This window comes from Colwellia sp. BRX10-1 (assembly GCF_014077545.1).
In the GTDB taxonomy this organism is placed as follows: domain Bacteria; phylum Pseudomonadota; class Gammaproteobacteria; order Enterobacterales; family Alteromonadaceae; genus Colwellia_A.
On sequence record NZ_JACGWC010000003.1, the window covers coordinates 260,163 to 283,225 of the forward strand.

A 23,063-nucleotide genomic window follows, 5' to 3' on the forward strand; every position below is an offset into this window, starting at 1 on the left:
ATGGCTAAAACAGTAAAAGTAACTCAAATGAAAAGTTCTATCGGTCGTTTACCGAAGCATAGAGCTACATTAAGAGGTCTTGGATTACGTCGTATCCGTCATACAGTAGAGTTAGAAGACACTCCATCTGTACGCGGTATGATTAACACAGTATCTTATATGGTTAAGGTGGAGGATTAATTATGCATTTAAATACTTTATCTCCTGCACCAGGTGCAAAGAAAGCTAAGAAGCGCTGTGGGCGTGGTATTGGTTCTGGCATTGGTAAAACAGGCGGACGTGGCCACAAAGGTCAGAAGTCTCGTTCTGGCGGTAGTGTACGTCCAGGTTTCGAAGGTGGTCAAATGCCATTGAAACAACGTTTACCTAAGTTTGGTTTCACGTCACGTAAATCTTTAGTTCGCGCTGAAGTACGTTTACATGAACTAAACAACATCACAGGTGATGTTGTCGATATCTTTGCTCTTAAAGATGCAAACCTAATTACACGTAACATCAAAACAGCAAAAATTATGTTGTCTGGTGATATTAACCGTCCAATTACGGTTCGTGGTTTAGGTGTTACTAAAGGCGCACGTGCAGCTATTGAAGCTGCTGGCGGAAAAATCGAGGAATAGTACAGCATGGCTACACCAGGAATGGCTCCTTCAAAAGGTAGTAAAGGCGCAGGCGGAATGTCTGAGCTCAAGCAAAGATTATGGTTTGTTCTCGGCGCACTAATTGTGTTCCGTTTAGGATCATTTGTGCCAATCCCTGGTATTGACGCCGCTGTATTAGCTCAGTTGTTTGAACAACAAAAGGGCACCATCGTAGAAATGTTTAACATGTTCTCTGGTGGTGCACTTGAGCGAGCCTCTGTATTGGCACTTGGTATTATGCCGTACATCTCAGCTTCAATTATCATGCAATTGCTTACTGTGGTTCATCCCGCAATGGCAGAGCTGAAAAAAGAAGGTGAAGCTGGACGTCGTAAGATCAGTCAATACACCCGCTACGGCACGTTAGTTCTAGCGACAGTACAATCAATTGCAATTGCAAGAAGTTTACCAGGAATGATGCCGGGTCTAGTAATGGACGCAGGTTTTGGTTTCTACTTTGCCGCTGTAGTAAGTTTAGTAACCGGTACCATGTTTTTAATGTGGTTAGGTGAACAAATTACTGAACGTGGTATTGGTAACGGTATATCTATCTTAATATTTGCAGGTATTGTTGCTGGCATGCCTTCAGCTGTTGCACAAACAGCAGAGATGGCGCGTCAAGGTGAATTGCACTTATTAGTATTATTGCTGATGTGTGTCATAGTATTCGCTGTAACCTTTTTTGTAGTATTTGTAGAACGTGGTCAACGACGTATTGTTGTTAACTACGCTAAGCGTCAGCAAGGCCGTAAGGTTTTCGCCGCGCAAAGCACGCATTTACCGCTTAAAGTTAATATGGCTGGTGTTATACCACCTATCTTTGCATCAAGTATTATCTTGTTCCCCGGCACTCTAGCGAGTTGGTTTGGACAAGGTGAAGGTGCAGTTGCTGACTTTCTACAAGAAGTATCTATTGCTATTTCTCCAGGTCAGCCGTTGTACGTTATGTTACTTGCCGCAGCGATAATATTTTTCTGTTTCTTCTACACGGCTCTTGTTTTCAATCCGCGTGAAACAGCAGATAACCTAAAAAAATCAGGTGCGTTTATTCCTGGGATTCGTCCTGGTGAGCAAACGTCTAAATATATAGATAAAGTGATGACACGCTTAACCTTAGCGGGTGCGTTGTATATTACCTTTATCTGTTTGGTACCTCAGTTCATGATCATCGCATGGGACGTTCAGTTCTACTTCGGTGGTACATCATTACTTATTATAGTAGTGGTTATTATGGACTTTATGGCACAAGTACAAACGCATATGATGTCTCATCAATATGACAATGTGCTTAAGAAAGCTAACTTAAAAGGTTAGGTCGTTAGACTTAACTCAATAGGTAAACGGAGTATAAAATGAAAGTACGTGCATCCGTAAAAAAGATTTGTCGTAATTGTAAAGTGGTTAAACGCAAAGGCGTAGTACGCATTCTTTGTGTAGAACCAAAGCACAAACAAAGACAAGGTTAAGCTTAGTTTCATCTAAGCTGACAGCAATATCTTTTAGAAGTAGCATTGTGCAGAGATTTCTGTATAATGCCGCTTCGATTTGCAGAAAAGAAGACGGGTTGGGTATCCTAACGGGCTTTCCAACCTGATAATTTTAACCTTAAATAGGAGATGTGTTAGTGGCCCGTATCGCTGGCATTAACATCCCTGATCGTAAGCATGCAGTAATCGCCATTACTGCGATTTTCGGTATCGGAGCGACTCGCGCAAAAGCAATTTGTGCAGCAGCAGGTATCGCAGAATCAACGAAGATCAGTGAATTAGACGAAGCAAAAATAGATTTGCTACGTGCTGAAGTGGATAAATACACCGTAGAAGGTGATTTACGCCGTGAAGTTTCAATGAATATTAAACGTCTTATGGATTTAGGTTGTTACCGTGGCATACGCCATCGTCGCAGTCTTCCATTACGTGGTCAACGCACTAAAACTAATGCGCGCACCCGTAAAGGTCCTCGTAAGCCAATTAAGAAGTAAGAGGAACTAGACAATGGCTAAAACACCTGTACGTACGCGTAAACGCGTTAAAAAACAAGTTGCTGATGGCATGGCTCATATCCACGCCTCTTTCAACAACACAATCGTAACTCTTACAGATCGTCAAGGTAATGCTTTATCTTGGGCAACTGCAGGTGGTTCAGGTTTCCGTGGTTCACGTAAATCTACCCCATTTGCTGCTCAGGTAGCTGCAGACCGCGCTGGCGCCGCTGCAAAAGAGTTTGGTTTGAAGAATATTGAAGTTTTCGTTAAAGGCCCTGGACCAGGACGTGAGTCTGCAATCCGTGCCCTAAATGCTGCTGGTTTTAAAATCACCAACATTACTGACGTTACGCCTATTCCTCATAATGGTTGTCGTCCTCCTAAGAAACGTCGCGTTTAATCGTACTTTTTTTAGGATAGTTGGAGAAAGAAAATGGCTAGATATTTAGGTCCTAAGTTAAAGCTTAGTCGTCGCGAAGGAACAGATTTGTTCCTTAAAAGCGGTGTTAGAGCAATTGACACTAAATGTAAAATCGAAACAATACCAGGTCAGCACGGCGCACGTCGCGGTCGTTTGTCTGATTACGGTATTCAACTTCGTGAAAAACAAAAAGTTCGTCGTATTTATGGCGTACTAGAAAAGCAATTCCGTAATTACTACAAAGAAGCGGCTCGTTTGAAAGGTAATACAGGTGAAAACTTGTTACAACTTTTAGAGATTCGTCTTGATAACGTAGTATACCGTATGGGCTATGCAAGCACTCGTGCTGAAGCTCGTCAACTAGTTAGCCATAAAGCTATCGTAGTAAACGGCGTAGTTGTTAATATTCCATCTTTCAATGTTAAAGCTGAAGATGCAGTTTCTATTCGTGAGAAATCTAAAACTCAAGCGCGTATCATCGCTGCTTTAGAATTAGCTGAGCAACGTGAGAAGCCAGTCTGGGTTGAAGTAGATAACAAGAAACTTGAAGGCGTTTTCAAACGTGTTCCTGATCGTTCTGACTTGTCTGCCGAAATTAATGAACAGTTAATTGTTGAACTTTACTCTAAGTAAAGTAGCACTTAAGAGAGGAAATATATGCAGGGTTCTGTAACCGAATTCCTTAGACCGCGATTGGTTGGTATTGAAACCATTAGCGCGACTCGTGCTAAGGTAACTTTAGAGCCATTAGAGCGTGGTTTTGGTCATACTTTAGGTAATGCTTTACGTCGCATTCTTCTATCTTCAATGCCAGGTTGTGCTGTAACTGAAGTTGAGATTGACGGCGTTCTACACGAATACAGTAGTAAAGAGGGTGTGCAAGAAGACATCATCGAAATATTGTTGAACCTTAAGGGATTAGCTATAAGTTTAGAAGGTAAAAACGAAGCTGTTATTACTTTAACTAAATCCGGTGAAGGCCCTGTAACGGCAGCTGATATCCAACATGACGGAGATGTAACAATCGCAAATCCTAATCATGTAATCTGTAATTTAACAGGTGAAGGTTCTATCAGCATGCGCATCAAAATTGAAATGGGACGTGGTTATGTTCCTGCTTCAGTTAGACGCGATGCCGAGGATGAAGATCGTGCAATCGGACGTTTGTTAGTTGATGCTTCGTTCAGTCCAGTTGTAAGAATTGCCTACGATGTTGACTCTGCCCGAGTAGAACAGCGTACTGATTTAGACAAACTTGTACTTGATATGGAAACCAATGGTACATTGGATCCAGAAGAAGCTATTCGTCGTGCTTCAACAATTTTAGCTGAACAGCTAGATGCGTTTGTAGAATTGCGTGATATTAAAGAAGTAGAGCCAAAAGAAGAGAAACCTTTATTTGACCCTATTTTGCTTCGTCCAGTTGATGATCTTGAATTAACAGTTCGTTCAGCAAACTGCTTAAAAGCAGAAGCAATTCAATACATTGGCGATTTAGTACAGCGTGCAGAAGTTGAGCTTCTTAAAACACCTAATTTAGGTAAGAAGTCTTTAACAGAAATCAAAGACGTTTTGGCGTCTCGTGGTTTATCTTTAGGTATGCGCCTTGAAAATTGGCCGCCTGAAAGCATCGCTGATAACGACTAATTCGTTTATCGTTTTTTAATAGTTTGAGAGAAGGATTAACTTATGCGCCATCGTCAAAGCGGTCGCCAGTTAAACCGTAATAGCAGTCATCGTCAAGCGATGTTCCGTAATATGGCAAGTTCACTAGTTAAGCACGGCGTTATTAAAACGACTGTAGCTAAAGCTAAAGAACTACGTCGCGTTGTAGAGCCACTGATTACATTGGCCAAGACCGACAGTGTTGCAAATCGCCGTTTAGCGTTTGCTCGTACACAAGATAAAGAAGTAGTAGGTATTTTATTTAACGAACTTGGTGCACGTTACCAAGAACGTCCAGGTGGATATACTCGCATTTTAAAATGTGGTTTCCGTACTGGTGATAAAGCGCCTATGGCTTATGTTGAATTAGTAGACCGTCCTGCATCAGATGTTGTTGCAGAAGAAGTTGAAGAGTCAGCAGAAGCTTAATTTAGCCTAGCTAAATTTGCTTTAAAATTAAAAACGGAGCTTCGGCTCCGTTTTTGTTTTTAAAAATAATGATAATCAACCCTAGTGTAAACTTGACCAACCTTAAAATTCTCCGTATAACATTTACCCCCACTCTTAAGAGAATCAATTATGTCATCACGTAATCCTATCATTGCTGTAACCGGATCATCAGGAGCAGGTACATCGACAACGATAGAGTCGTTTGCACATATATTTCGTTCATTGGGTATCACTCCAGCTACGGTTGAAGGAGATAGTTTTCATCGCTACTCTCGACAAGAAATGGACCTCGAAAAGCGTAAGGCGAGAGAAGACAGAAGAAACATTAGTTATTTTGGTGATGAAGCTAACGATTTCGACGCCCTAGAAAAACTTTTCAGCACTTACTCTGAAACGGGTAAAGGCCAAATGCGTCGATACCTACACACTTTTGATGAAGCCGTTCCCTATAACCAAATGCCGGGTACGTTTACACCCTGGGAAAAACTCGGTGATGGCACTGACTTACTTTTTTATGAAGGGTTACATGGCGGCGTGGTCACTGAAAAAAATGACGTAGCAAAACATGTCGACTTGTTAATTGGTATGGTACCTATAGTTAACTTAGAGTGGATACAGAAAATAATACGCGATACTAACCAACGTGGACATAGTCGAGAAGCGGTAACAGCAAGCATAGTACGCAGTATGGAAGACTATATCTCTTACATAACGCCACAATTTTCAAAGACACATATCAACTTCCAGCGCGTTCCGACAGTAGATACCTCGAACCCTTTTAGTGCAAAAGCGATACCAAGTCTTGATGAGAGTTTTGTGGTGATACGCTTTCGCGAAGCTACCGGGGTTGACTTTCCTTACTATTTATCGATGATTGACGGTGCCTTTATGTCACGGATCAATACCTTAGTTGTGCCGGGTGGGAAAATGGGGCTTGCCATGGAATTACTGTTAACACCATTGATCAGAGATTTAATGGAGAAAAAGCACCGCGCCAATAAGCAATTAGATTGGATGACTGATTTGTAGTAAATTGTGCTGTAACGTAAATTACAGCACATCGTGCATTTACTCTTCGACTATTTCAAAGTCATGGGTGATTTTTACAGTTTTATTTAACATTAATGCCACTGAGCAGTATTTGTCAGCAGAAAGCTTAACGGCGCGCTCGACATGTTTTGCTGAAACTTCCTGACCTGTTATCACAAAGTGCAGATGAATATCAGAAAACAGTTTCGGCACTGAGTCTACACGCTTAGCTTCAATATCCACTTTACAGCCACTGACGTTTTGCCTAGATTTATCAAGAATACTGACAACATCTACTGAGGAACAAGCCCCCAATGAAATCAATACATTCTCTAGCGGGCTAGGGGCAGATGCACCGGCGTTAGCGTCCAAAACAATCGTATGACCACTTTGCGAAGTACCCATAAATAATTCTTCACCCATCCATTTTACACTTGCTTTCATTGTTAGACCTTATATCTACTTATTAATGGGTAATATATTAACGTGCATCGGCTGAAATTTACTAGTGCTTCACCTAGATAATCAGAAAAAGAACCTTGAAGCCAACAAACAGCAGACAAAAGAAAATATCACTTGAGAAAAGTAATATCATTAGTATAATGGCGCCTCACTTCTTGAGTCTCTTTAAATTCCCAAACAAACTAAGATTCACCAGAAAAGTGTAACTCTTCATCTTAGATGGAAAGTAAACTAGGGGTATAGTTCCAATTGGTAGAACAGCGGTCTCCAAAACCGACGGTTGGGAGTTCGAATCTCTCTACCCCTGCCATATTTTATAAAGTATTTTTTAATACTTTTGAAGTAACTTCAGTGATGAAGTTAACATGCCATAGGCAAATATTTACAGGTCAATATTATGAATGCAAGTACAGAAAGCCAGCCAAACGGATCTCTTGATTCGCTAAAATGGATGATCGTTATCCTGCTTTTAGCCGGAGTCGTTTTCGCCAATTATTTTTACGGTGATGAATCCGTTTTATACCGTGCGATAGGTGCCGTTGTCGGTATCGTTATTGCTGGTGTAATCGCCATGCAAACTGTTAAAGGTCACAACGCCGTTGCATTTGCGAAAGAATCACGTACTGAAATTCGTAAAGTTGTTTGGCCAACACGCCAAGAAGCGATACAAACTACAGGTATCGTATTGTTCGCTACTTTTATTATGTCTTTAGTGATGTGGGGACTTGATTCTACGCTATTTTGGGTAGTTGGCTTTATTACAGGTTTGAAGGTGTAATCATGACTGAAGAAATTTTATCTCCTGAAGAGAATGAACAAAACGAAGAAAAAGCAATTAACACAAACCCGAAATTACGTTGGTATGTTGTACAAGCTTTTTCTGGCTATGAAGGACGCGTGCAAAAAACATTGGTTGAGCATATCGAAATTCAAGGATTGCATGAAAAGTTTGGTCAAATTCTTGTGCCTACCGAAGAAGTCGTTGAAATGCGTGCTGGTCAAAAGCGTAAGAGTTCACGTAAGTTTTTCCCTGGCTATGTATTAGTACAAATGGAAATGGATGTTGAAGCCTGGCATTTAGTTAAAAGTGTGCCACGTGTTTTAGGTTTTATCGGTGGTACCAGTGATCGCCCAGCACCTATTTCACAAAAAGAAGCTGACCGTATTTTACAAAGACTAGAAGATACCGACAAGCCTCGTCCTAAAACATTGTTTGAGCCCGGCGAAGTGGTTCGTGTTATTGATGGCCCATTTGCTGACTTTAACGGTGTTGTTGAAGAATTAGATTACGATAAAAACCGTATTAAAGTATCGGTATTAATCTTTGGTCGTTCAACACCAGTAGATTTAGAGTTCGGACAAGTCGAAAAAGGCTAACCACTCAGTAATAAATAATAATTCGAAAAGGCTAGAGATGTGAATCTCTAGCCTTTTTTGTTATATCAATAACATCCGTTCAACTACCTCTAAAGCCATATAAATAAGAATTTCATTAAAGTCTTGTGTAAAAGGGCTTTTTTAATATATAATCCGCTGCCTATTTTTTTTAAGTGACTTCGTCGTTTAGGAAAAAGTAAGGATAATCGAACAACGGGGAGCTGAATTAAATTTTAGCGTTAACACCCAAACTAAAGGTATTGAAAAATGGCTAAGAAAGTCCAAGCTCTAATCAAGCTACAAGTTGCTGCTGGTGCAGCAAACCCGTCACCGCCAGTTGGTCCTGCTTTAGGTCAACACGGTGTGAATATCATGGAATTTTGTAAGGCGTTCAACGCAAAAACAGAATCTTTAGAAAAAGGCGCTCCAGTACCAGTAGTTATTACTGTATACAGCGATCGTTCTTTTACATTTGAAACAAAAACACCACCTGCTTCTTACTTATTGAAAAAAGCAGCTGGCATCAAAAGCGGTTCTGGCCGTCCTAACACTGACAAAGTGGGTACTGTTACTACAGCTCAACTTGAAGAAATTGTTAAGACAAAAGAAGCTGACTTAACTGCTGGTTCTATGGAAGCTGCAGTGCGTACCATTGCGGGTTCTGCTCGTTCAATGGGTTTAGTGGTAGAGGACTAATCAATGACTAAATTAACGAAACGCGCTCGTCTAATCCGTGAAAAAGTAGACGTATTAAAAGATTATGATATTGCTGAAGCCATTTCTTTATTAAAAGAACTTGCTACTGCAAACTTCCGTGAAAGTGTAGATGTTGCTGTAAACCTTGGCATCGATGCTCGTAAATCAGACCAAAACGTACGTGGCGCAGCTGTATTACCAAATGGTACTGGCCGTGATGTTCGTGTTGCTGTATTTACACAGGGCGCAAATGCTGAGAAAGCGAAAGAAGCTGGTGCTGACATCGTAGGTATGGAAGATTTAGCTGAATTAGTTAAAAAAGGCGAGATGAACTTTGATGTTGTAATCGCTTCTCCAGATGCTATGCGTGTTGTTGGTCAACTTGGTCAGATTTTAGGCCCACGTGGTTTAATGCCTAACCCTAAAGTTGGTACTGTAACACCAGACGTTGTAACCGCTATTAACAATGCAAAATCGGGCCAGATCCGTTACCGCAATGATAAAAACGGTATCATCCATACTACTATTGGTAAGGCTGATTTCGACGATGCTAAATTACAAGAAAACCTAGAGTTTTTATTGGAAGCTTTAAAGAAAGCTAAACCAGCAAATGCTAAAGGTCAGTACATTAAGAAACTTTCTATCTCAACTACTATGGGCGCCGGTGTATCGGTAAACCAAGCTAGTTTGACAGCAGTTTCTAAGTAAAGTCACATTTTTTGCACTTTACAAGGGTTAAATTATAGACTATAATTTCGCCCTTAAAAATTTTGGTAGGTGTTGTTTTATTCTTTTAGAAGTTTAAACAACCCCGTCAAAGACCGTAGGAGTTTATGAGGTAATTATTTACTTTAATAGACTTAATTTTTCCTACGTAGATGGTGATTACCCAGTATTTCCTAATTCTGGTCCTCGCCGTAACGGCCTAGTTTACTTTCTTTGAAAGAATATAAACTAGGGATAGTAAATACCGGTTTATTTAACCGGTGAACCAGGAGTTAAAGCCAATGGCTATCAATCTTGATGACAAAAAGGCAATTGTTGCTGAAGTTCAAGAAGCTGCTAGTGGCGCTCACTCAGTTGTAATCGCGGATGCCCGTGGTGTTGGAGTGGAAGCAATTACTGCATTGCGTAAGCAAGCACGTGAAAGTGGTGTATGGATGAAAGTTGTCCGTAACACATTAGCACGTCGTGCAGTAAAAGGTACTCAATTTGAATGTGTTTCTGACGTATTCAAAGGACCTTCATTAATTGCTTTTTCATCTGATCACCCAGGTGCCGCTGCACGTTTATTCACAGCCTTCGCTAAATCTAACGAAGCCTTTGATTTAAAAGCAGCTGCATTTGAAGGTAATTCAGTAGACGTAAATGTGTTAGCTAAGCTACCTACTTACGACGAAGCGATTGCACGTTTAATGAGCGCAATGAAAGAAGCATCTGCAGGCAAATTAGTCCGCACGATTGCTGCAGTACGCGATCAGAAAGAACAAGAAGCCGCTTAATAATTGTTTACCTCTGCTATTACTTAAACATAGGCAGAGCACAATTCGCACTTTTTGTATTTATAGTTATTTCAAACAGCCAAAGGCTGTTTATTAAAAAACAGGAAATTTAAAATGTCTATTTCTAAAGACGATATCCTAAACGCAGTTGCTGACATGTCAGTAATGGACGTTGTTGCTTTAATCGAAGCAATGGAAGAAAAATTTGGCGTATCTGCATCAGCTGCTGTTGCCGCTGCTGGACCAGCTGAAGCTGTTGAAGAGCAAAGCGAATTCAACGTTGTTATGACTAGCTTCGGTGAGAAGAAAGTTGCAGTAATCAAAGCAGTTCGTGGCGCTACAGGTTTAGGCCTTAAAGAAGCTAAAGACTTAGTTGAAGCTCTTGGCGTTGTTAAAGAAGGCGTTGACAAAGCTGAAGCTGAAGCTCTTAAGACTCTTCTTGAAGAAGCTGGCGCTTCTGTTGAGATCAAATAATCTGTTTTTAAACAGATTATTTGCCTGAAAAGGCAATGGCTGGTGACTTTAAAGTCACCGGCCTTTTTGCGCTAAAGAAAGTGGTTTTTTTTAAACCAAAAAGTGCATAATTGGTACTAAATGTATTAAGTATCATTGCAATATCCTGTCTGATACCAATTGGATTAGCTAACACAAAGTATGAAGCTATACTGAAGTTGTCTAGTCCAATTGGTATTTTAAAGGCAGATCGGCCATAACCAGCAAGCTGAGGAACCCCATGGTTTACTCTTACTCCGAAAAGAAACGTATTCGCAAGGACTTTGGTAAAAGCATACAAGTAATGGATTATCCATTCTTGTTATCAATCCAACTCGAATCTTTCCGTAAGTTTATTGATATTGATCCAACAGGTGAAACAGGCCTAGAGGCTGCGTTTCATTCTATTTTCCCAATTAAAGCTTACTCTGGTAGCTCAGAGTTACAATATGTGAGCTACAGACTTGGCGAACCGTTATTTGATGTCAAAGAATGTCAAATCCGCGGTGTAACCTATTCTGCGCCGCTTCGCGTTAAATTACGTTTAGTAGTTTACGATAAAGAAGCGCCAGCAGGCACAGTTAAAGATATCAAAGAACAAGAAGTATACATGGGTGAAATCCCATTAATGACAGACAACGGTACGTTTGTTATTAATGGTACTGAGCGTGTTATTGTTTCGCAATTACATCGTTCTCCAGGTGTGTTTTTCGATCATGATAAAGGTAAAACACACTCATCTGGTAAAGTATTATATAACGCACGCGTTATTCCTTACCGTGGTTCTTGGTTAGATTTTGAGTTTGATCCTAAAGATAATTTATTTGTACGTATTGACCGTCGTCGTAAATTACCGGCGTCAATCATTTTACGTGCCTTAGAGTATTCTACTGAAGAAATTCTAGACATGTTCTATGACACCACTGACTTTTCAATCAAAGGCGATAAGTTGATCATGGATTTAATCCCTGAGCGCTTACGCGGTGAAACGGCAACGTTTGACATTTGTTTGAAAAATGGTGATGTATTAGTAGAACAAGGTCGTCGCATTACTGCACGTCATATTCGTTCATTGTCGAAAGAAAATCTTGAAAAGCTAGAAGTCCCAGCTGAGTACATCGTAGGTAAAGTTTTATCTAAAGCTTACATCGATGAGTCTACTGGTGAAGTTATTGCTGAAGCCAATGCTGAAATAACATTAGAGTTATTAGCAGAGCTAAGCCAAGCTGGCCATAAAGTTCTTTCTACCTTATATATGAATGAATTCGATGTTGGTTCATACATGTCTGACACTATTCGTGTTGATGGTACTTCAAACAAGCTAGAAGCTTTAGTTGAAATATACCGCATGATGCGCCCAGGCGAGCCACCAACGAAAGATGCAGCAGAAACGTTATTTACTAACTTGTTTTTTGCTCCAGAACGCTATGATTTATCAACCGTTGGTCGAATGAAGTTCAACCGTCGTGTTGGCAATTCAGACGATGTTGGAAGTGGCATTTTATCTAACGATGACATTATTTCAGTAATGAGAACCTTAATCGCCATTCGTGACGGTAAAGGCGAGACTGATGATATCGATCACTTAGGTAACCGTCGTATTCGCTCTGTTGGCGAAATGGCAGAAAACCAATTCCGTGTTGGTCTAGTACGTGTTGAACGTGCTGTACGTGAACGTTTAAGTCTTGGTGACTTAGACGCTATCATGCCACAAGACCTAATCAACGCTAAGCCTATCTCTGCGGCTGTGAAAGAATTTTTCGGTTCTTCACAATTGTCACAGTTTATGGATCAAAACAACCCGTTATCAGAAGTGACGCATAAACGTCGTATCTCCGCATTAGGCCCAGGTGGTTTGACGCGTGAACGTGCTGGTTTTGAAGTTCGAGATGTACATCCGACCCATTATGGTCGTGTATGTCCTATCGAAACGCCGGAAGGTCCAAACATTGGTTTGATTAACTCATTGTCGTGTTATGCACGTACAAACGATTACGGTTTCTTAGAAACTCCATATCGTAAAGTAGTTGATGGTTTAGTCACTGATGATATTGATTATTTATCAGCAATTGAAGAAGGTAACTTCGTTATTGCCCAAACTACAGCTCCGGTTGATAGTGAAGGTAAGTTAGTAGACGGCTTAGTACAATGTCGTCACAAAAACGAATTTACATTAATCTCGGCAGAACAAGTCCAATACATGGATGTTTCGCCACAGCAGATTATTTCAGTTGCAGCAAGTTTAATTCCGTTCCTTGAGCACGATGATGCTAACAGAGCCCTGATGGGTTCAAACATGCAACGTCAAGCCGTACCAACTCTTATCGTTGATAAGCCGTTAGTCGGTACAGGTATGGAAAAAGTTGTAGCTGTTGATTCAGGTGTAACTGCTGTTGCAAAACGTGGTGGTGTAGTCAGCTATGTTGACGCTTCTCGTATTGTTGTTAAAGTTAATGAAGACGAAATGCATGCTGGTGAAGCCGGTATTGATATTTATAACTTAACTAAATATACGCGTTCAAACCAAAATACATGTATCAACCAACGTCCACAGTGTCGTATGGGTGAACCTGTTACACGTGGTGATGTTTTAGCTGATGGTCCTTCAACGGACATGGGTGAATTAGCCCTAGGTCAAAACATGCGTATAGCGTTTATGCCTTGGAATGGTTACAACTTCGAAGATTCAATGTTGTTATCTGAACGTGTTGCTACAGAAGATCGTTTCACTACTGTTCATATCCAAGAATTAACCTGTATAGCACGAGACACTAAATTAGGTAGTGAAGAAATTACTTCTGATATTCCTAATGTTGGTGAATCAGCTCTATCTAAATTAGATGAAGCGGGTGTTGTTTACATCGGTGCTGAAGTTAATGGTGGCGACATCTTAGTGGGTAAAGTTACTCCTAAAGGTGAAACACAATTAACACCAGAAGAAAAACTATTACGTGCTATTTTCGGTGAAAAAGCAGCTGACGTTAAAGACAGCTCTTTACGTGTACCTAATTCAGTTAAAGGTACTATCATCGACGTTCAAATCTTCACCCGTGACGGTGTAGAAAAAGATAAGCGCGCTGTTGAAATTGAAGAATTACAACTTAAAGAAGTTAAGAAAGATTTAGGCGATGAATTTAGCATCTTAGAAGATGGTATTTATGCTCGAGCTAAAAACCTTCTTTTATCTGCTGGCTTAAACGAATCAGACATTAATAGTATGTCTCGTGCAAATTGGTTAGTTCAAAACTTGTCTGACGAAGGTCAACAATCTGAGCTTGAACAAATTGCTGAGCAATACGACAATATTAAAGCTGATTTCGATAAGAAGTTTGAAATTAAACGTCGTAAGATCACCCAAGGTGCTGATTTAGCTCCAGGTGTTCTTAAAATTATCAAAGTTTACTTAGCGATAAAACGCCACATCCAACCGGGTGATAAAATGGCCGGTCGTCATGGTAACAAAGGTGTTATTTCAAACGTCGTTCCAGTAGAAGATATGCCTTACGATCAATATGGTGTTCCTGTTGATGTGGTACTTAACCCGTTAGGTGTACCATCACGAATGAACATTGGTCAGATCTTAGAAACTCATCTAGGTATGGCGTGTCGTGGTATTGGCGAAAAAATCAACCGTATGTTGGAAGCGCAACAAGAAATTCATAAACTACGTAACTTCATTCAAGAAGTTTACAATGTTGGTGAATCTCGTCAAGTTGTTGACATCGCGAGCTTCTCTGATGATGAAGTGATGCGTTTAGCTAATAACTTACGTGCCGGTCTTCCTATTGCTACTCCAGCATTTGATGGTGCAGCAGAGAAAGAAATCAAAGAGATGTTTAGACTTGCTGATATGCCTGAAAGCGGTCAGTTTATCTTAACTGACGGTCGTACTGGTCGTGAATTTGAACGTCCTGTAACGGTTGGCTACATGTATATGTTAAAACTTAACCATTTGGTTGATGACAAAATGCATGCACGTTCTACTGGCTCTTACTCATTAGTAACGCAACAACCTCTTGGCGGTAAAGCGCAATTTGGTGGTCAACGTTTCGGTGAGATGGAAGTATGGGCACTAGAAGCATACGGTGCTGCTTATACGCTACAAGAAATGTTAACGGTTAAATCTGATGATGTTAACGGTCGTACTAAGATGTATAAAAACTTAGTAGACGGTGATCACAGAATGGAGCCAGGCATTCCTGAATCATTCAACGTATTGTTGAAAGAAATTCGTTCGTTAGGTATTAACATCGAATTAGATCAGGACTAGCTTCCAAAGCTGCATGCTGACTATCAAATTGATGAGTCAGTACACGGAGAAAGCAGGCAACTGCTTTCTCTTTAAGGTTTAACTCCGACAGGAGAAGAAGTGTGAAAGATTTACTTAAGTTTCTTAAGCAACAAAATCAAACAGAAGAGTTCGATGGTATACGTATCGGACTAGCCTCACCAGATCAGATTCGTTCTTGGTCATTTGGTGAAGTAAAAAAACCTGAAACGATTAACTACCGTACGTTCAAACCAGAACGTGACGGTCTATTTTGTGCGCGTATTTTTGGTCCAGTAAAAGATTACGAATGTCTTTGTGGCAAATACAAGCGTTTAAAGCATCGTGGTGTTATTTGTGAAAAATGTGGCGTTGAAGTTACATTAACAAAAGTTCGTCGTGACCGTATGGGTCATATCGAATTAGCAAGCCCAGTTGCACATATCTGGTTCTTAAAATCATTACCTTCGCGTATTGGTTTATTACTTGATATGACACTTCGTGATATCGAACGTGTTCTTTATTTTGAATCTTATGTTGTTACTGAACCTGGTATGACAACATTAGAAAAAAGCCAAATTCTAACTGAAGAAGAATATCTTGATGCTTTAGAAGAGCATGGTGATGAATTTGACGCATTAATGGGTGCTGAGGCTGTTTTAGCTTTACTACAACAAATCGATTTAGAAGGCGAAGTAGCGCAAATGCGTGAAGAGCTTCCTGAAATTGGTAGTGAAACTAAGCGTAAAAAAGTCACTAAGCGTTTAAAATTAATGGAAGCATTCGCCGCTTCAGGTAATAAGCCTGAGTGGATGATTATGAACGTACTACCCATTTTACCGCCGGATTTACGTCCGTTAGTACCTTTGGATGGTGGCCGTTTTGCTACGTCTGATTTGAACGATTTATACCGTCGTGTTATTAACCGTAACAACCGTTTAAAACGTCTTCTTGACTTAGTTGCTCCAGATATTATCGTACGTAACGAAAAACGTATGTTACAAGAATCTGTTGATGCACTTCTTGATAACGGTCGTCGTGGTCGCGCAATTACCGGTTCTAACAAACGTCCTCTTAAATCTCTTGCCGATATGATTAAAGGTAAGCAAGGTCGTTTCCGTCAGAATCTATTGGGTAAACGTGTTGATTACTCTGGTCGTTCTGTAATTACTGTTGGTCCTACACTGCGTTTACACCAGTGTGGTTTACCGAAAAAAATGGCACTTGAATTATTCAAACCATTTATTTACGGTAAATTAGAAGCTCGTGGTTTAGCGACTACGATTAAAGCGGCTAAAAAATTAGTTGAACGTGAAGGCGCTGAAGTTTGGGATGTACTTGACGAAGTTATTCGTGAACATCCAGTTATGCTTAACCGTGCACCAACACTTCACAGACTAGGTATCCAAGCGTTTGAACCTGTTCTAATTGAAGGTAAAGCAATTCACTTGCATCCTCTAGTTTGTGCGGCATACAACGCCGATTTCGATGGTGACCAAATGGCGGTACACGTACCGTTAACTATCGAAGCGCAAATGGAAGCTCGTACCTTAATGATGTCTACCAATAACGTGTTATCACCAGCAAACGGTGAGCCGATTATTGTACCATCACAAGATGTTGTTTTAGGCTTGTACTACTTAACACGTGACCGTGTTAATGGTTTAGGTGAAGGCATGGTTTTTGCTGACACTAAAGAAGCTGAAAAAGCTTACCGCACAGGTGTTGCAGAACTTCACGCCCGTGTAAAAATTCGTATCACAGAATACTTTAAAGACGAAGAAGGTAACTTTACTGTTCCTAAAACGACTTTACGTGATACCACGGTAGGTCGAGCCATTATGTGGCAGGTTTGTCCAAAAGGTATGCCTTACGATCTAATCGATCAACCGCTTGGCAAAAAACCAATTTCGAAATTAATTAACCACGCTTACCGTAACTTAGGTTTGAAAGAAACGGTTATTTTTGCTGACCAAATCATGTACACAGGTTTCCATTACGCGATGATCGCGGGTTGTTCTGTTGGTATTGATGATATGGTTATTCCTGCGGCTAAATACACTATTATCGAAGAGTCGGAAGAAGAAGTTGCTGAAATCCAAACTCAATTCGAGCAAGGTTTAGTTACTCAGGGCGAAAAATATAACAAAGTTATTGATATTTGGTCATCTGCCAACGAGAAAATCTCTAAAGCGATGATGGACAATTTATCAAAAGAAACTGTTATTAACCGTGACGGCGTGCCAGAAGAACAAGATTCATTCAACTCTATCTATATGATGGCTGACTCGGGTGCTCGTGGTAGTGCTGCTCAGATCCGTCAGTTAGCGGGTATGCGTGGCTTGATGGCTAAACCAGATGGTTCTATCATCGAAACGCCAATCAAAGCTAACTTCCGTGAAGGTTTGAACGTATCTGAATACTTCATCTCAACTCACGGTGCGCGTAAAGGTCTTGCCGATACTGCACTTAAAACAGCTAACTCGGGTTACTTAACTCGTCGTTTAGTTGATGTTGCACAAGATTTGGTTGTAACTGAACATGATTGTGGTACTTTCGACGGTCTACAAATGACACCACTAATCGAAGGTGGCGATGTTGTTGAACCATTAAGAGAACGTGTTCTTGGTCGTGTTGTTGCTGAAGATGTTATCAAGCCAGGTACTGACGAAGTTTTATTACCTCGTAACACCCTAATTGACGAAGCTTTATGTGATTTCATTGAAGAAAACTCAATTGATCAAATGAAAGTACGTTCAATTATTACCTGTAAAACCGATTTTGGTATTTGTGCTCATTGTTACGGTCGTGATTTGGCTCGTGGCCATATGATCAACCAAGGTGAAGCTATTGGTGTTGTTGCAGCACAATCAATCGGTGAACCTGGTACACAGCTTACCATGCGTACGTTCCACATCGGTGGTGCCGCATCGCGTGCTTCTGCTGAAAACAACGTACAAGTTAAAAACACAGGTACTTTGAAACTTCAAAATGCTAAGTTTGTAACTAACTCTGAAGATCATCTTGTTATTACCTCACGTTCATCTGAAATGACGGTAATTGATGAGCTAGGTCGTGAGAAAGAACGCTATAAAGTGCCTTACGGTACTGTGCTTTCTAAGAAAGATGGTGGTTCAATTGTTGCCGGTGAAATCATCGCTAACTGGGACCCGCATACTCACCCTATTATTACGGAAGTAGCAGGTAAAGTTCAGTTCGTTGATCTTTCTGATGGCGTGACTATGGTTCGTCAAACTGATGATCTGACTGGTCTTTCAAGTATTATTGTTACTGACGCAGGTCAACGTAATGCAACGGGTAAAGAAATGCGCCCAGCATTGAAACTTGTTGATGCTAACGGTGAAGAAGTTATGATTGCCGGGACTGAAATCCCAGCACTTTACTACTTACCGGGTAATGCGATTGTTAACTTAGAAGATGGCGCGGATGTAAACATTGGTGATGCACTTGCTCGTATACCACAAGCAAGTTCTAAAACTCGTGATATAACCGGTGGTCTTCCACGTGTTGCTGATTTATTTGAAGCACGTAAGCCTAAACTTCCTGCAATTCTTGCTGAGAAAACAGGTGTTGTTGCTTTCGGTAAAGAAACCAAAGGTAAAGTGCGCTTATTAATCACTCAACCTAGCGGTGAAGTATACGAAGAGATGATCCCTAAAACGCGTCTTTTGAATATCTATGAGGGTGAGCCAGTAATCAAAGGTGAAGTTATTGCCGATGGTCCTGAGTCTCCGCATGATATCTTGCGTTTACGTGGTGTTGCACCTGTTGCTAATTACATTGTTAACGAAGTACAAGAAGTATATCGTTTACAAGGTGTAAAAATTAACGACAAGCACATCGAAGTTATCGTCCGTCAAATGATTCGCAAGTGTGAAATCTTAGACGCGGGTGATAGTGATTTCTTGAAAGGCGAACAAGTAGAAGTAGCGCGTGTTAATATTTCAAACCGCGAGCTTGAATCTGCTGGTAAGCAACCTGCTGAATACGAAATGCAAATGATGGGTATTACTAAAGCATCATTAGCAACTGAATCGTTTATTTCAGCGGCATCTTTCCAAGAAACAACACGTGTACTTACTGAAGCTGCTGTTGCAGGTAAGAAAGATAAGTTACGTGGCTTGAAAGAAAACGTTATCGTTGGTCGTTTGATCCCAGCGGGTACAGGTTATTCGTACCATCAGGAACGTGCTAAACGTAAACTACAAGCAAAAATGCCTGCTGTTGAAGAAGTCGCTGTTTCAGCTGACGATGCAGCACAAGCATTAACTGACGCACTAAATGCTAGTGATTAAGTAAAAAATATAGCGTTAATGGCCTGTGCTACTTGACAGGCCATAGCTTGACCTATAGAATTCCGCGACCCTATATCCTGTACTGTTTATGTATAGCATTTAAGGTCGCGGATTTTCACGTTTATAAGGGTGTAAATTTCTCATTGATTGGAATTTACACAAGTTTAACTAATCGGGAGCTATTTAATGGCAACTATTAACCAATTAGTACGTAAACCACGTGTAAGACAAGTAACTAAAAGTAACGTTCCAGCGTTACAAGCTTGTCCACAACGTCGTGGCGTATGTACTCGTGTGTATACAACTACACCGAAAAAACCTAACTCAGCACTTCGTAAAGTTGCTCGTGTTCGTTTAACTAACGGCTTCGAAGTAACTTCATACATCGGTGGTGAAGGACATAATTTACAAGAGCATAGCGTTATTTTAATACGCGGTGGCCGTGTAAAAGATTTACCGGGTGTGCGTTATCACACCGTTCGTGGCGCGCTTGATTGTTCAGGTGTAAGCGACAGAAGACAAGGCCGTTCTAAATACGGTGCTAAACGACCTAAATCTTAAGTTTTCCTCTCTAACTCCTTATAGATAGGAAGAGAAAAAAACGTTAAGTAAGGCCAAATAAGAAATTTTTAAATTTATATATTTTGGATTAATCCTGAATACTACGGAGAATTAAGATGCCAAGAAGACGCGTCGTAGGGCAACGTAAAATATTGCCAGATCCTAAGTTCCATAACGAACTTTTAGCAAAATTCATCAACATCCTTATGGTTGATGGTAAAAAATCTACTGCAGAAAAAATTGTTTACGGTGCATTAGACATTTTAACTGAAAAAAACAGCGAGAAAACTCACTTAGAGCTTTTCGAAACTGCTTTAGATAATATCCGCCCATCTGTCGAAGTTAAATCTCGTCGTGTTGGTGGTTCTACTTATCAAGTACCAGTTGAAGTTCGTCCAGTTCGTCGTAATGCTCTAGCCATGCGTTGGTTAGTTGAAGCAGCTCGTAAACGTGGTGAAAAATCAATGGCTCAGCGCCTAGCTAACGAAATGTTAGATGCGTCTGACAGCAAAGGTTCAGCGGTTAAGAAACGTGAAGACGTTCACCGTATGGCTGATGCTAACAAAGCGTTCGCTCACTACCGCTGGTAAGCTAGCAGTTTTGAATGGATGTATGATTTACCCTTTGCATATGCTTAGGGTAAATACATGGCTAGCAAGAGTTTCTCTTGCTAGCCATACTAACTTTTACGGACTGATGCTTTGCGCAGTTCAAAAAGTATTAAACAGTAGTATTAAACAAATACTCACCGCTTACGCGAATATTTATTTAATAGTACTAATTATTAGTGACTAAGAATTAGAGGATTTCATTTTGGCACGTATCACCCCTATTGAGCGCTACCGTAACATTGGTATCTGTGCGCACGTAGATGCTGGCAAAACGACAACCACAGAACGTGTTTTGTTTTACACGGGTCTTTCTCACAGAATTGGTGAAGTGCACGATGGTGCTGCAACCATGGACTGGATGGAACAAGAGCAAGAGCGTGGTATTACCATTACCTCAGCTGCGACAACTTGTTTCTGGAAAGGCATGGACGGCCAATTTGTTGACCACCGTATTAATATTATCGATACTCCTGGTCACGTTGATTTTACCATTGAAGTTGAGCGCTCTTTGCGTGTCCTCGATGGTGCTGTATTAGTTTTATGTGCCTCTTCAGGTGTTCAACCGCAAACAGAAACTGTTTGGCGTCAAATGGAAAAGTATGCCGTTCCACGCATTGTTTTTGTTAACAAAATGGACCGCACTGGCGCAGACTTTCTTTCTGTTGTTGGTCAGCTAAAAGCACGTCTAAAAGCAAATGCAGTTCCTATTCAGTTACCTATTGGTTCAGAAGAAGATTTTAAAGGTGTTATAGACCTTGTTAAAATGAAAGTGATCAACTGGAGTGAAGACGATCACGGCATGACTTTTACTTATTCAGCAATACCTACCGATATGCAAGACCTTGCCGATGAATGGCGTGAGAATATGATATCGGAAGCGGCTGAAGTGTCAGACGAGTTAATGGAAAAATACCTTGAAGATGGCGATTTGACAGAAGATGAAATCAAGTCAGCACTTCGACAACGTACCCTTAATAATGAAATCATTCTTTGTACTTGTGGCTCTGCTTTTAAAAATAAAGGCGTACAAGCTGTTTTAGATGCCGTTATTGACTATTTACCCTCACCAACGGAAGTTGCTGCTATTACGGGTATTAGTGATGACAAGAATGAAACACCGGCAACGCGTGCCGCAGATGATAGTGCGCCATTTTCCGCGTTAGCCTTTAAAATTGCCACTGACCCTTTTGTTGGTACGTTAACCTTCTTCCGCGTCTATTCCGGAGTAGTTAAAACAGGCGATAGTGTCTTTAATCCAATTAAAGGCAAGAAAGAACGTCTCGGTCGTCTAGTGCAAATGCATGCCAATGACCGTCAAGAAATTAAAGAAGTTCGTGCTGGTGATATCGCTGCAGCCATCGGTTTAAAAGATGTGACTACGGGTGAAACACTGTGTGATGCCAATCACGTAATAACACTTGAGAAAATGGAATTTCCAGATCCGGTAATTTCAATAGCCGTTGAGCCAAAAACCATTGCTTCTCAAGACAAGTTAGCCCTAGCCTTAAGTAAATTATCAGCTGAAGATCCTTCGTTTAAGGTCGCTACTGATGATGAAACGGGTCAAACGATCATTTCCGGTATGGGTGAGCTACACTTAGACATTATCGTCGAGCGCATGAAACGAGAGTTTGGCGTTGAATGTAATGTCGGTAAGCCACAAGTTGCTTATCGTGAAACTATTCGTTCTACGGTTGAAGTAGAAGGTAAATTTATTCGACAATCAGGTGGTAAAGGCCAATTTGGTCACGTTTGGTTGAAAATGGAACCCTTACCAGAAGGTGGTGGTTTCGAATTTGTTAACGAAATTGTTGGCGGTACTGTTCCTAAAGAATATATACCTGCCATTGAAAAAGGCTGTTTTGAGCAAATGGATAGTGGTGTATTAGCCGGTTATCCAATGCTTGATGTTAAAGTAACACTTTATGACGGTTCTTTTCATGACGTTGACTCTAATGAAATGGCGTTTAAAGTTGCTGCTTCAATGGGCTTTAGAGAAGGGGCGTTAAAAGCTACGCCGACACTTCTAGAACCTATGATGAAAGTAGAAGTAACTACGCCAGAAGAAAACATGGGTGATGTCGTTGGCGATTTAAATCGTCGTCGCGGTATGATCGATGGCATGGACGAAGGTCCTGCTGGCTCTAAGATAGTGAATGCAATAGTACCACTGTCTGAAATGTTTGGTTATGCTACTGCATTACGCAGTGCAACACAGGGCCGCGCCTCTTATTCGATGGAATTTTTACAATACAGTGAAGCTCCTAAGAATGTAGTTGCGGCAATAACAGAATCTCTTGGAATCTCGTAAGACACTCACTTATAGTTAGTGAAAGTCTAGCTCGGTCATCTTGGCTGCGCTTTTAATAAACTTTAAGGTAATTGAAAAATGGCTAAAGCAAAATTTGAACGTTTAAAACCGCATGTTAACGTTGGTACTATCGGTCACGTCGATCACGGTAAAACAACTTTAACAGCTGCTATCTCTGCAGTATTAACTAAAGTACACGGTGGTGAAGTTAAAGATTTCGCACAAATCGATAATGCTCCTGAAGAGCGTGAGCGTGGTATTACAATCAATACTTCTCACAT

The 23,063-nt window shown here is 40.7% G+C and carries 23 protein-coding genes and 1 tRNA gene; 23 read left to right on the forward strand and 1 reads right to left on the reverse strand.

The genetic code is table 11. The features are described 5' to 3' along the window. From rpmD to H4J75_RS05095, 10 genes are all read left to right on the forward strand, one after another. Nucleotides 1-180, forward strand: a complete 180-nt coding sequence (gene rpmD, locus H4J75_RS05050) for a 50S ribosomal protein L30 (protein WP_070375062.1) — start codon at nucleotides 1-3, stop codon at nucleotides 178-180. A 2-nt stretch (nucleotides 181-182) separates the two neighbouring features. Beyond that, a complete protein-coding gene (rplO, locus tag H4J75_RS05055) occupies nucleotides 183-617 on the forward strand; it encodes a 50S ribosomal protein L15 (RefSeq protein ID WP_070375061.1) in 435 nt (144 codons plus the stop codon). A 6-nt stretch (nucleotides 618-623) separates the two neighbouring features. After that, complete coding sequence (secY, locus tag H4J75_RS05060) at nucleotides 624-1,952, forward strand: preprotein translocase subunit SecY (RefSeq protein WP_070375060.1); 1,329 nt, start codon at nucleotides 624-626, stop codon at nucleotides 1,950-1,952. Between the two features lie 38 nt (nucleotides 1,953-1,990). Then, nucleotides 1,991-2,104 carry a 50S ribosomal protein L36 gene (gene rpmJ / locus H4J75_RS05065; protein WP_083277954.1) on the forward strand — a complete coding sequence of 38 codons (114 nt, stop codon included), beginning with the start codon at nucleotides 1,991-1,993 and terminating at the stop codon, nucleotides 2,102-2,104. A 158-nt stretch (nucleotides 2,105-2,262) separates the two neighbouring features. Next, nucleotides 2,263-2,619: a 30S ribosomal protein S13 gene (gene rpsM, locus H4J75_RS05070; RefSeq protein ID WP_070375059.1), complete on the forward strand. Its 357-nt coding sequence runs from the start codon at nucleotides 2,263-2,265 to the stop codon at nucleotides 2,617-2,619. Nucleotides 2,620-2,632: 13 nt separating this feature from the next. Continuing rightward, nucleotides 2,633-3,022 carry a 30S ribosomal protein S11 gene (gene rpsK / locus H4J75_RS05075; RefSeq protein ID WP_070375058.1) on the forward strand — a complete coding sequence of 130 codons (390 nt, stop codon included), beginning with the start codon at nucleotides 2,633-2,635 and terminating at the stop codon, nucleotides 3,020-3,022. Between the two features lie 33 nt (nucleotides 3,023-3,055). Beyond that, on the forward strand, nucleotides 3,056-3,676 hold the full coding sequence (gene rpsD / locus H4J75_RS05080) for a 30S ribosomal protein S4 (protein WP_070375057.1): 621 nt from the start codon (nucleotides 3,056-3,058) through the stop codon (nucleotides 3,674-3,676). Nucleotides 3,677-3,700: 24 nt separating this feature from the next. Then, the gene (locus H4J75_RS05085) at nucleotides 3,701-4,690 is read left to right on the forward strand and encodes a DNA-directed RNA polymerase subunit alpha (protein ID WP_070375056.1); all 990 of its coding nucleotides are present in this window, start codon (nucleotides 3,701-3,703) and stop codon (nucleotides 4,688-4,690) included. A 42-nt stretch (nucleotides 4,691-4,732) separates the two neighbouring features. Continuing rightward, nucleotides 4,733-5,137, forward strand: a complete 405-nt coding sequence (gene rplQ / locus H4J75_RS05090; RefSeq protein WP_070375055.1) for a 50S ribosomal protein L17 — start codon at nucleotides 4,733-4,735, stop codon at nucleotides 5,135-5,137. Between the two features lie 150 nt (nucleotides 5,138-5,287). Then, nucleotides 5,288-6,187, forward strand: a complete 900-nt coding sequence (locus H4J75_RS05095; protein WP_070375054.1) for a phosphoribulokinase — start codon at nucleotides 5,288-5,290, stop codon at nucleotides 6,185-6,187. 39 nt (nucleotides 6,188-6,226) lie between these two features. On the opposite strand, the gene H4J75_RS05100 is transcribed toward H4J75_RS05095, so the two are convergent. After that, nucleotides 6,227-6,631: an OsmC family protein gene (locus tag H4J75_RS05100; protein ID WP_182221535.1), complete on the reverse strand. Its 405-nt coding sequence runs from the start codon at nucleotides 6,629-6,631 to the stop codon at nucleotides 6,227-6,229. Between the two features lie 251 nt (nucleotides 6,632-6,882). Here H4J75_RS05100 and H4J75_RS05105 point away from each other — a divergent pair. The 13 genes from H4J75_RS05105 to H4J75_RS05165 all read left to right on the forward strand — a co-directional run. Continuing rightward, nucleotides 6,883-6,959 (forward strand) — tRNA-Trp (locus H4J75_RS05105). 87 nt (nucleotides 6,960-7,046) lie between these two features. Next, nucleotides 7,047-7,427 (forward strand): preprotein translocase subunit SecE, encoded by a 381-nt coding sequence (gene secE, locus H4J75_RS05110; protein WP_070375052.1) that lies wholly within the window; start codon nucleotides 7,047-7,049, stop codon nucleotides 7,425-7,427. A 2-nt stretch (nucleotides 7,428-7,429) separates the two neighbouring features. Further along, nucleotides 7,430-8,026 (forward strand): transcription termination/antitermination protein NusG, encoded by a 597-nt coding sequence (gene nusG, locus H4J75_RS05115; RefSeq protein ID WP_197517671.1) that lies wholly within the window; start codon nucleotides 7,430-7,432, stop codon nucleotides 8,024-8,026. Between the two features lie 267 nt (nucleotides 8,027-8,293). Further along, a complete protein-coding gene (gene rplK / locus H4J75_RS05120; RefSeq protein ID WP_070375051.1) occupies nucleotides 8,294-8,722 on the forward strand; it encodes a 50S ribosomal protein L11 in 429 nt (142 codons plus the stop codon). Between the two features lie 3 nt (nucleotides 8,723-8,725). Further along, nucleotides 8,726-9,430, forward strand: a complete 705-nt coding sequence (gene rplA / locus H4J75_RS05125; RefSeq protein ID WP_070375050.1) for a 50S ribosomal protein L1 — start codon at nucleotides 8,726-8,728, stop codon at nucleotides 9,428-9,430. Between the two features lie 299 nt (nucleotides 9,431-9,729). Continuing rightward, nucleotides 9,730-10,224: a 50S ribosomal protein L10 gene (rplJ, locus tag H4J75_RS05130; RefSeq protein WP_182217228.1), complete on the forward strand. Its 495-nt coding sequence runs from the start codon at nucleotides 9,730-9,732 to the stop codon at nucleotides 10,222-10,224. Between the two features lie 114 nt (nucleotides 10,225-10,338). Next, nucleotides 10,339-10,698, forward strand: a complete 360-nt coding sequence (gene rplL, locus H4J75_RS05135) for a 50S ribosomal protein L7/L12 (protein WP_070375048.1) — start codon at nucleotides 10,339-10,341, stop codon at nucleotides 10,696-10,698. A 259-nt stretch (nucleotides 10,699-10,957) separates the two neighbouring features. Further along, complete coding sequence (gene rpoB, locus H4J75_RS05140; protein ID WP_070375047.1) at nucleotides 10,958-14,986, forward strand: DNA-directed RNA polymerase subunit beta; 4,029 nt, start codon at nucleotides 10,958-10,960, stop codon at nucleotides 14,984-14,986. Between the two features lie 101 nt (nucleotides 14,987-15,087). Next, a complete protein-coding gene (rpoC, locus tag H4J75_RS05145; protein WP_070375046.1) occupies nucleotides 15,088-19,299 on the forward strand; it encodes a DNA-directed RNA polymerase subunit beta' in 4,212 nt (1,403 codons plus the stop codon). Between the two features lie 186 nt (nucleotides 19,300-19,485). Further along, on the forward strand, nucleotides 19,486-19,860 hold the full coding sequence (gene rpsL, locus H4J75_RS05150) for a 30S ribosomal protein S12 (protein WP_011045492.1): 375 nt from the start codon (nucleotides 19,486-19,488) through the stop codon (nucleotides 19,858-19,860). Between the two features lie 116 nt (nucleotides 19,861-19,976). Beyond that, a complete protein-coding gene (rpsG, locus tag H4J75_RS05155) occupies nucleotides 19,977-20,450 on the forward strand; it encodes a 30S ribosomal protein S7 (RefSeq protein WP_070375045.1) in 474 nt (157 codons plus the stop codon). 223 nt (nucleotides 20,451-20,673) lie between these two features. Next, a complete protein-coding gene (fusA, locus tag H4J75_RS05160) occupies nucleotides 20,674-22,782 on the forward strand; it encodes an elongation factor G (RefSeq protein WP_182217227.1) in 2,109 nt (702 codons plus the stop codon). A gap of 78 nt (nucleotides 22,783-22,860) precedes the next feature. Next, a partial coding sequence (locus tag H4J75_RS05165) for a GTP-binding protein (RefSeq protein ID WP_259364653.1) occupies nucleotides 22,861-23,063 on the forward strand: 203 nt, incomplete at its 3' end.

What these genes read in the sequence shown, in the direction of transcription:
- rplA (WP_070375050.1), top strand. Translation starts at nt 8,726, where the DNA reads ATGACTAAATTAACGAAACGCGCTCGTCTAATCCGTGAAAAAGTAGAC.
- rplQ (WP_070375055.1), top strand. Translation starts at nt 4,733, where the DNA reads ATGCGCCATCGTCAAAGCGGTCGCCAGTTAAACCGTAATAGCAGTCAT.
- H4J75_RS05085 (WP_070375056.1), top strand. Translation starts at nt 3,701, where the DNA reads ATGCAGGGTTCTGTAACCGAATTCCTTAGACCGCGATTGGTTGGTATT.
- rpmD (WP_070375062.1), top strand. Translation starts at nt 1, where the DNA reads ATGGCTAAAACAGTAAAAGTAACTCAAATGAAAAGTTCTATCGGTCGT.
- rplO (WP_070375061.1), top strand. Translation starts at nt 183, where the DNA reads ATGCATTTAAATACTTTATCTCCTGCACCAGGTGCAAAGAAAGCTAAG.
- rplL (WP_070375048.1), top strand. Translation starts at nt 10,339, where the DNA reads ATGTCTATTTCTAAAGACGATATCCTAAACGCAGTTGCTGACATGTCA.
- H4J75_RS05095 (WP_070375054.1), top strand. Translation starts at nt 5,288, where the DNA reads ATGTCATCACGTAATCCTATCATTGCTGTAACCGGATCATCAGGAGCA.
- rplK (WP_070375051.1), top strand. Translation starts at nt 8,294, where the DNA reads ATGGCTAAGAAAGTCCAAGCTCTAATCAAGCTACAAGTTGCTGCTGGT.
- rpoB (WP_070375047.1), top strand. Translation starts at nt 10,958, where the DNA reads ATGGTTTACTCTTACTCCGAAAAGAAACGTATTCGCAAGGACTTTGGT.
- secY (WP_070375060.1), top strand. Translation starts at nt 624, where the DNA reads ATGGCTACACCAGGAATGGCTCCTTCAAAAGGTAGTAAAGGCGCAGGC.
- rpsL (WP_011045492.1), top strand. Translation starts at nt 19,486, where the DNA reads ATGGCAACTATTAACCAATTAGTACGTAAACCACGTGTAAGACAAGTA.
- secE (WP_070375052.1), top strand. Translation starts at nt 7,047, where the DNA reads ATGAATGCAAGTACAGAAAGCCAGCCAAACGGATCTCTTGATTCGCTA.
- rpsD (WP_070375057.1), top strand. Translation starts at nt 3,056, where the DNA reads ATGGCTAGATATTTAGGTCCTAAGTTAAAGCTTAGTCGTCGCGAAGGA.
- nusG (WP_197517671.1), top strand. Translation starts at nt 7,430, where the DNA reads ATGACTGAAGAAATTTTATCTCCTGAAGAGAATGAACAAAACGAAGAA.
- rpsK (WP_070375058.1), top strand. Translation starts at nt 2,633, where the DNA reads ATGGCTAAAACACCTGTACGTACGCGTAAACGCGTTAAAAAACAAGTT.
- rpmJ (WP_083277954.1), top strand. Translation starts at nt 1,991, where the DNA reads ATGAAAGTACGTGCATCCGTAAAAAAGATTTGTCGTAATTGTAAAGTG.
- rplJ (WP_182217228.1), top strand. Translation starts at nt 9,730, where the DNA reads ATGGCTATCAATCTTGATGACAAAAAGGCAATTGTTGCTGAAGTTCAA.
- rpsG (WP_070375045.1), top strand. Translation starts at nt 19,977, where the DNA reads ATGCCAAGAAGACGCGTCGTAGGGCAACGTAAAATATTGCCAGATCCT.
- H4J75_RS05100 (WP_182221535.1), bottom strand. Translation starts at nt 6,631, where the DNA reads ATGAAAGCAAGTGTAAAATGGATGGGTGAAGAATTATTTATGGGTACT.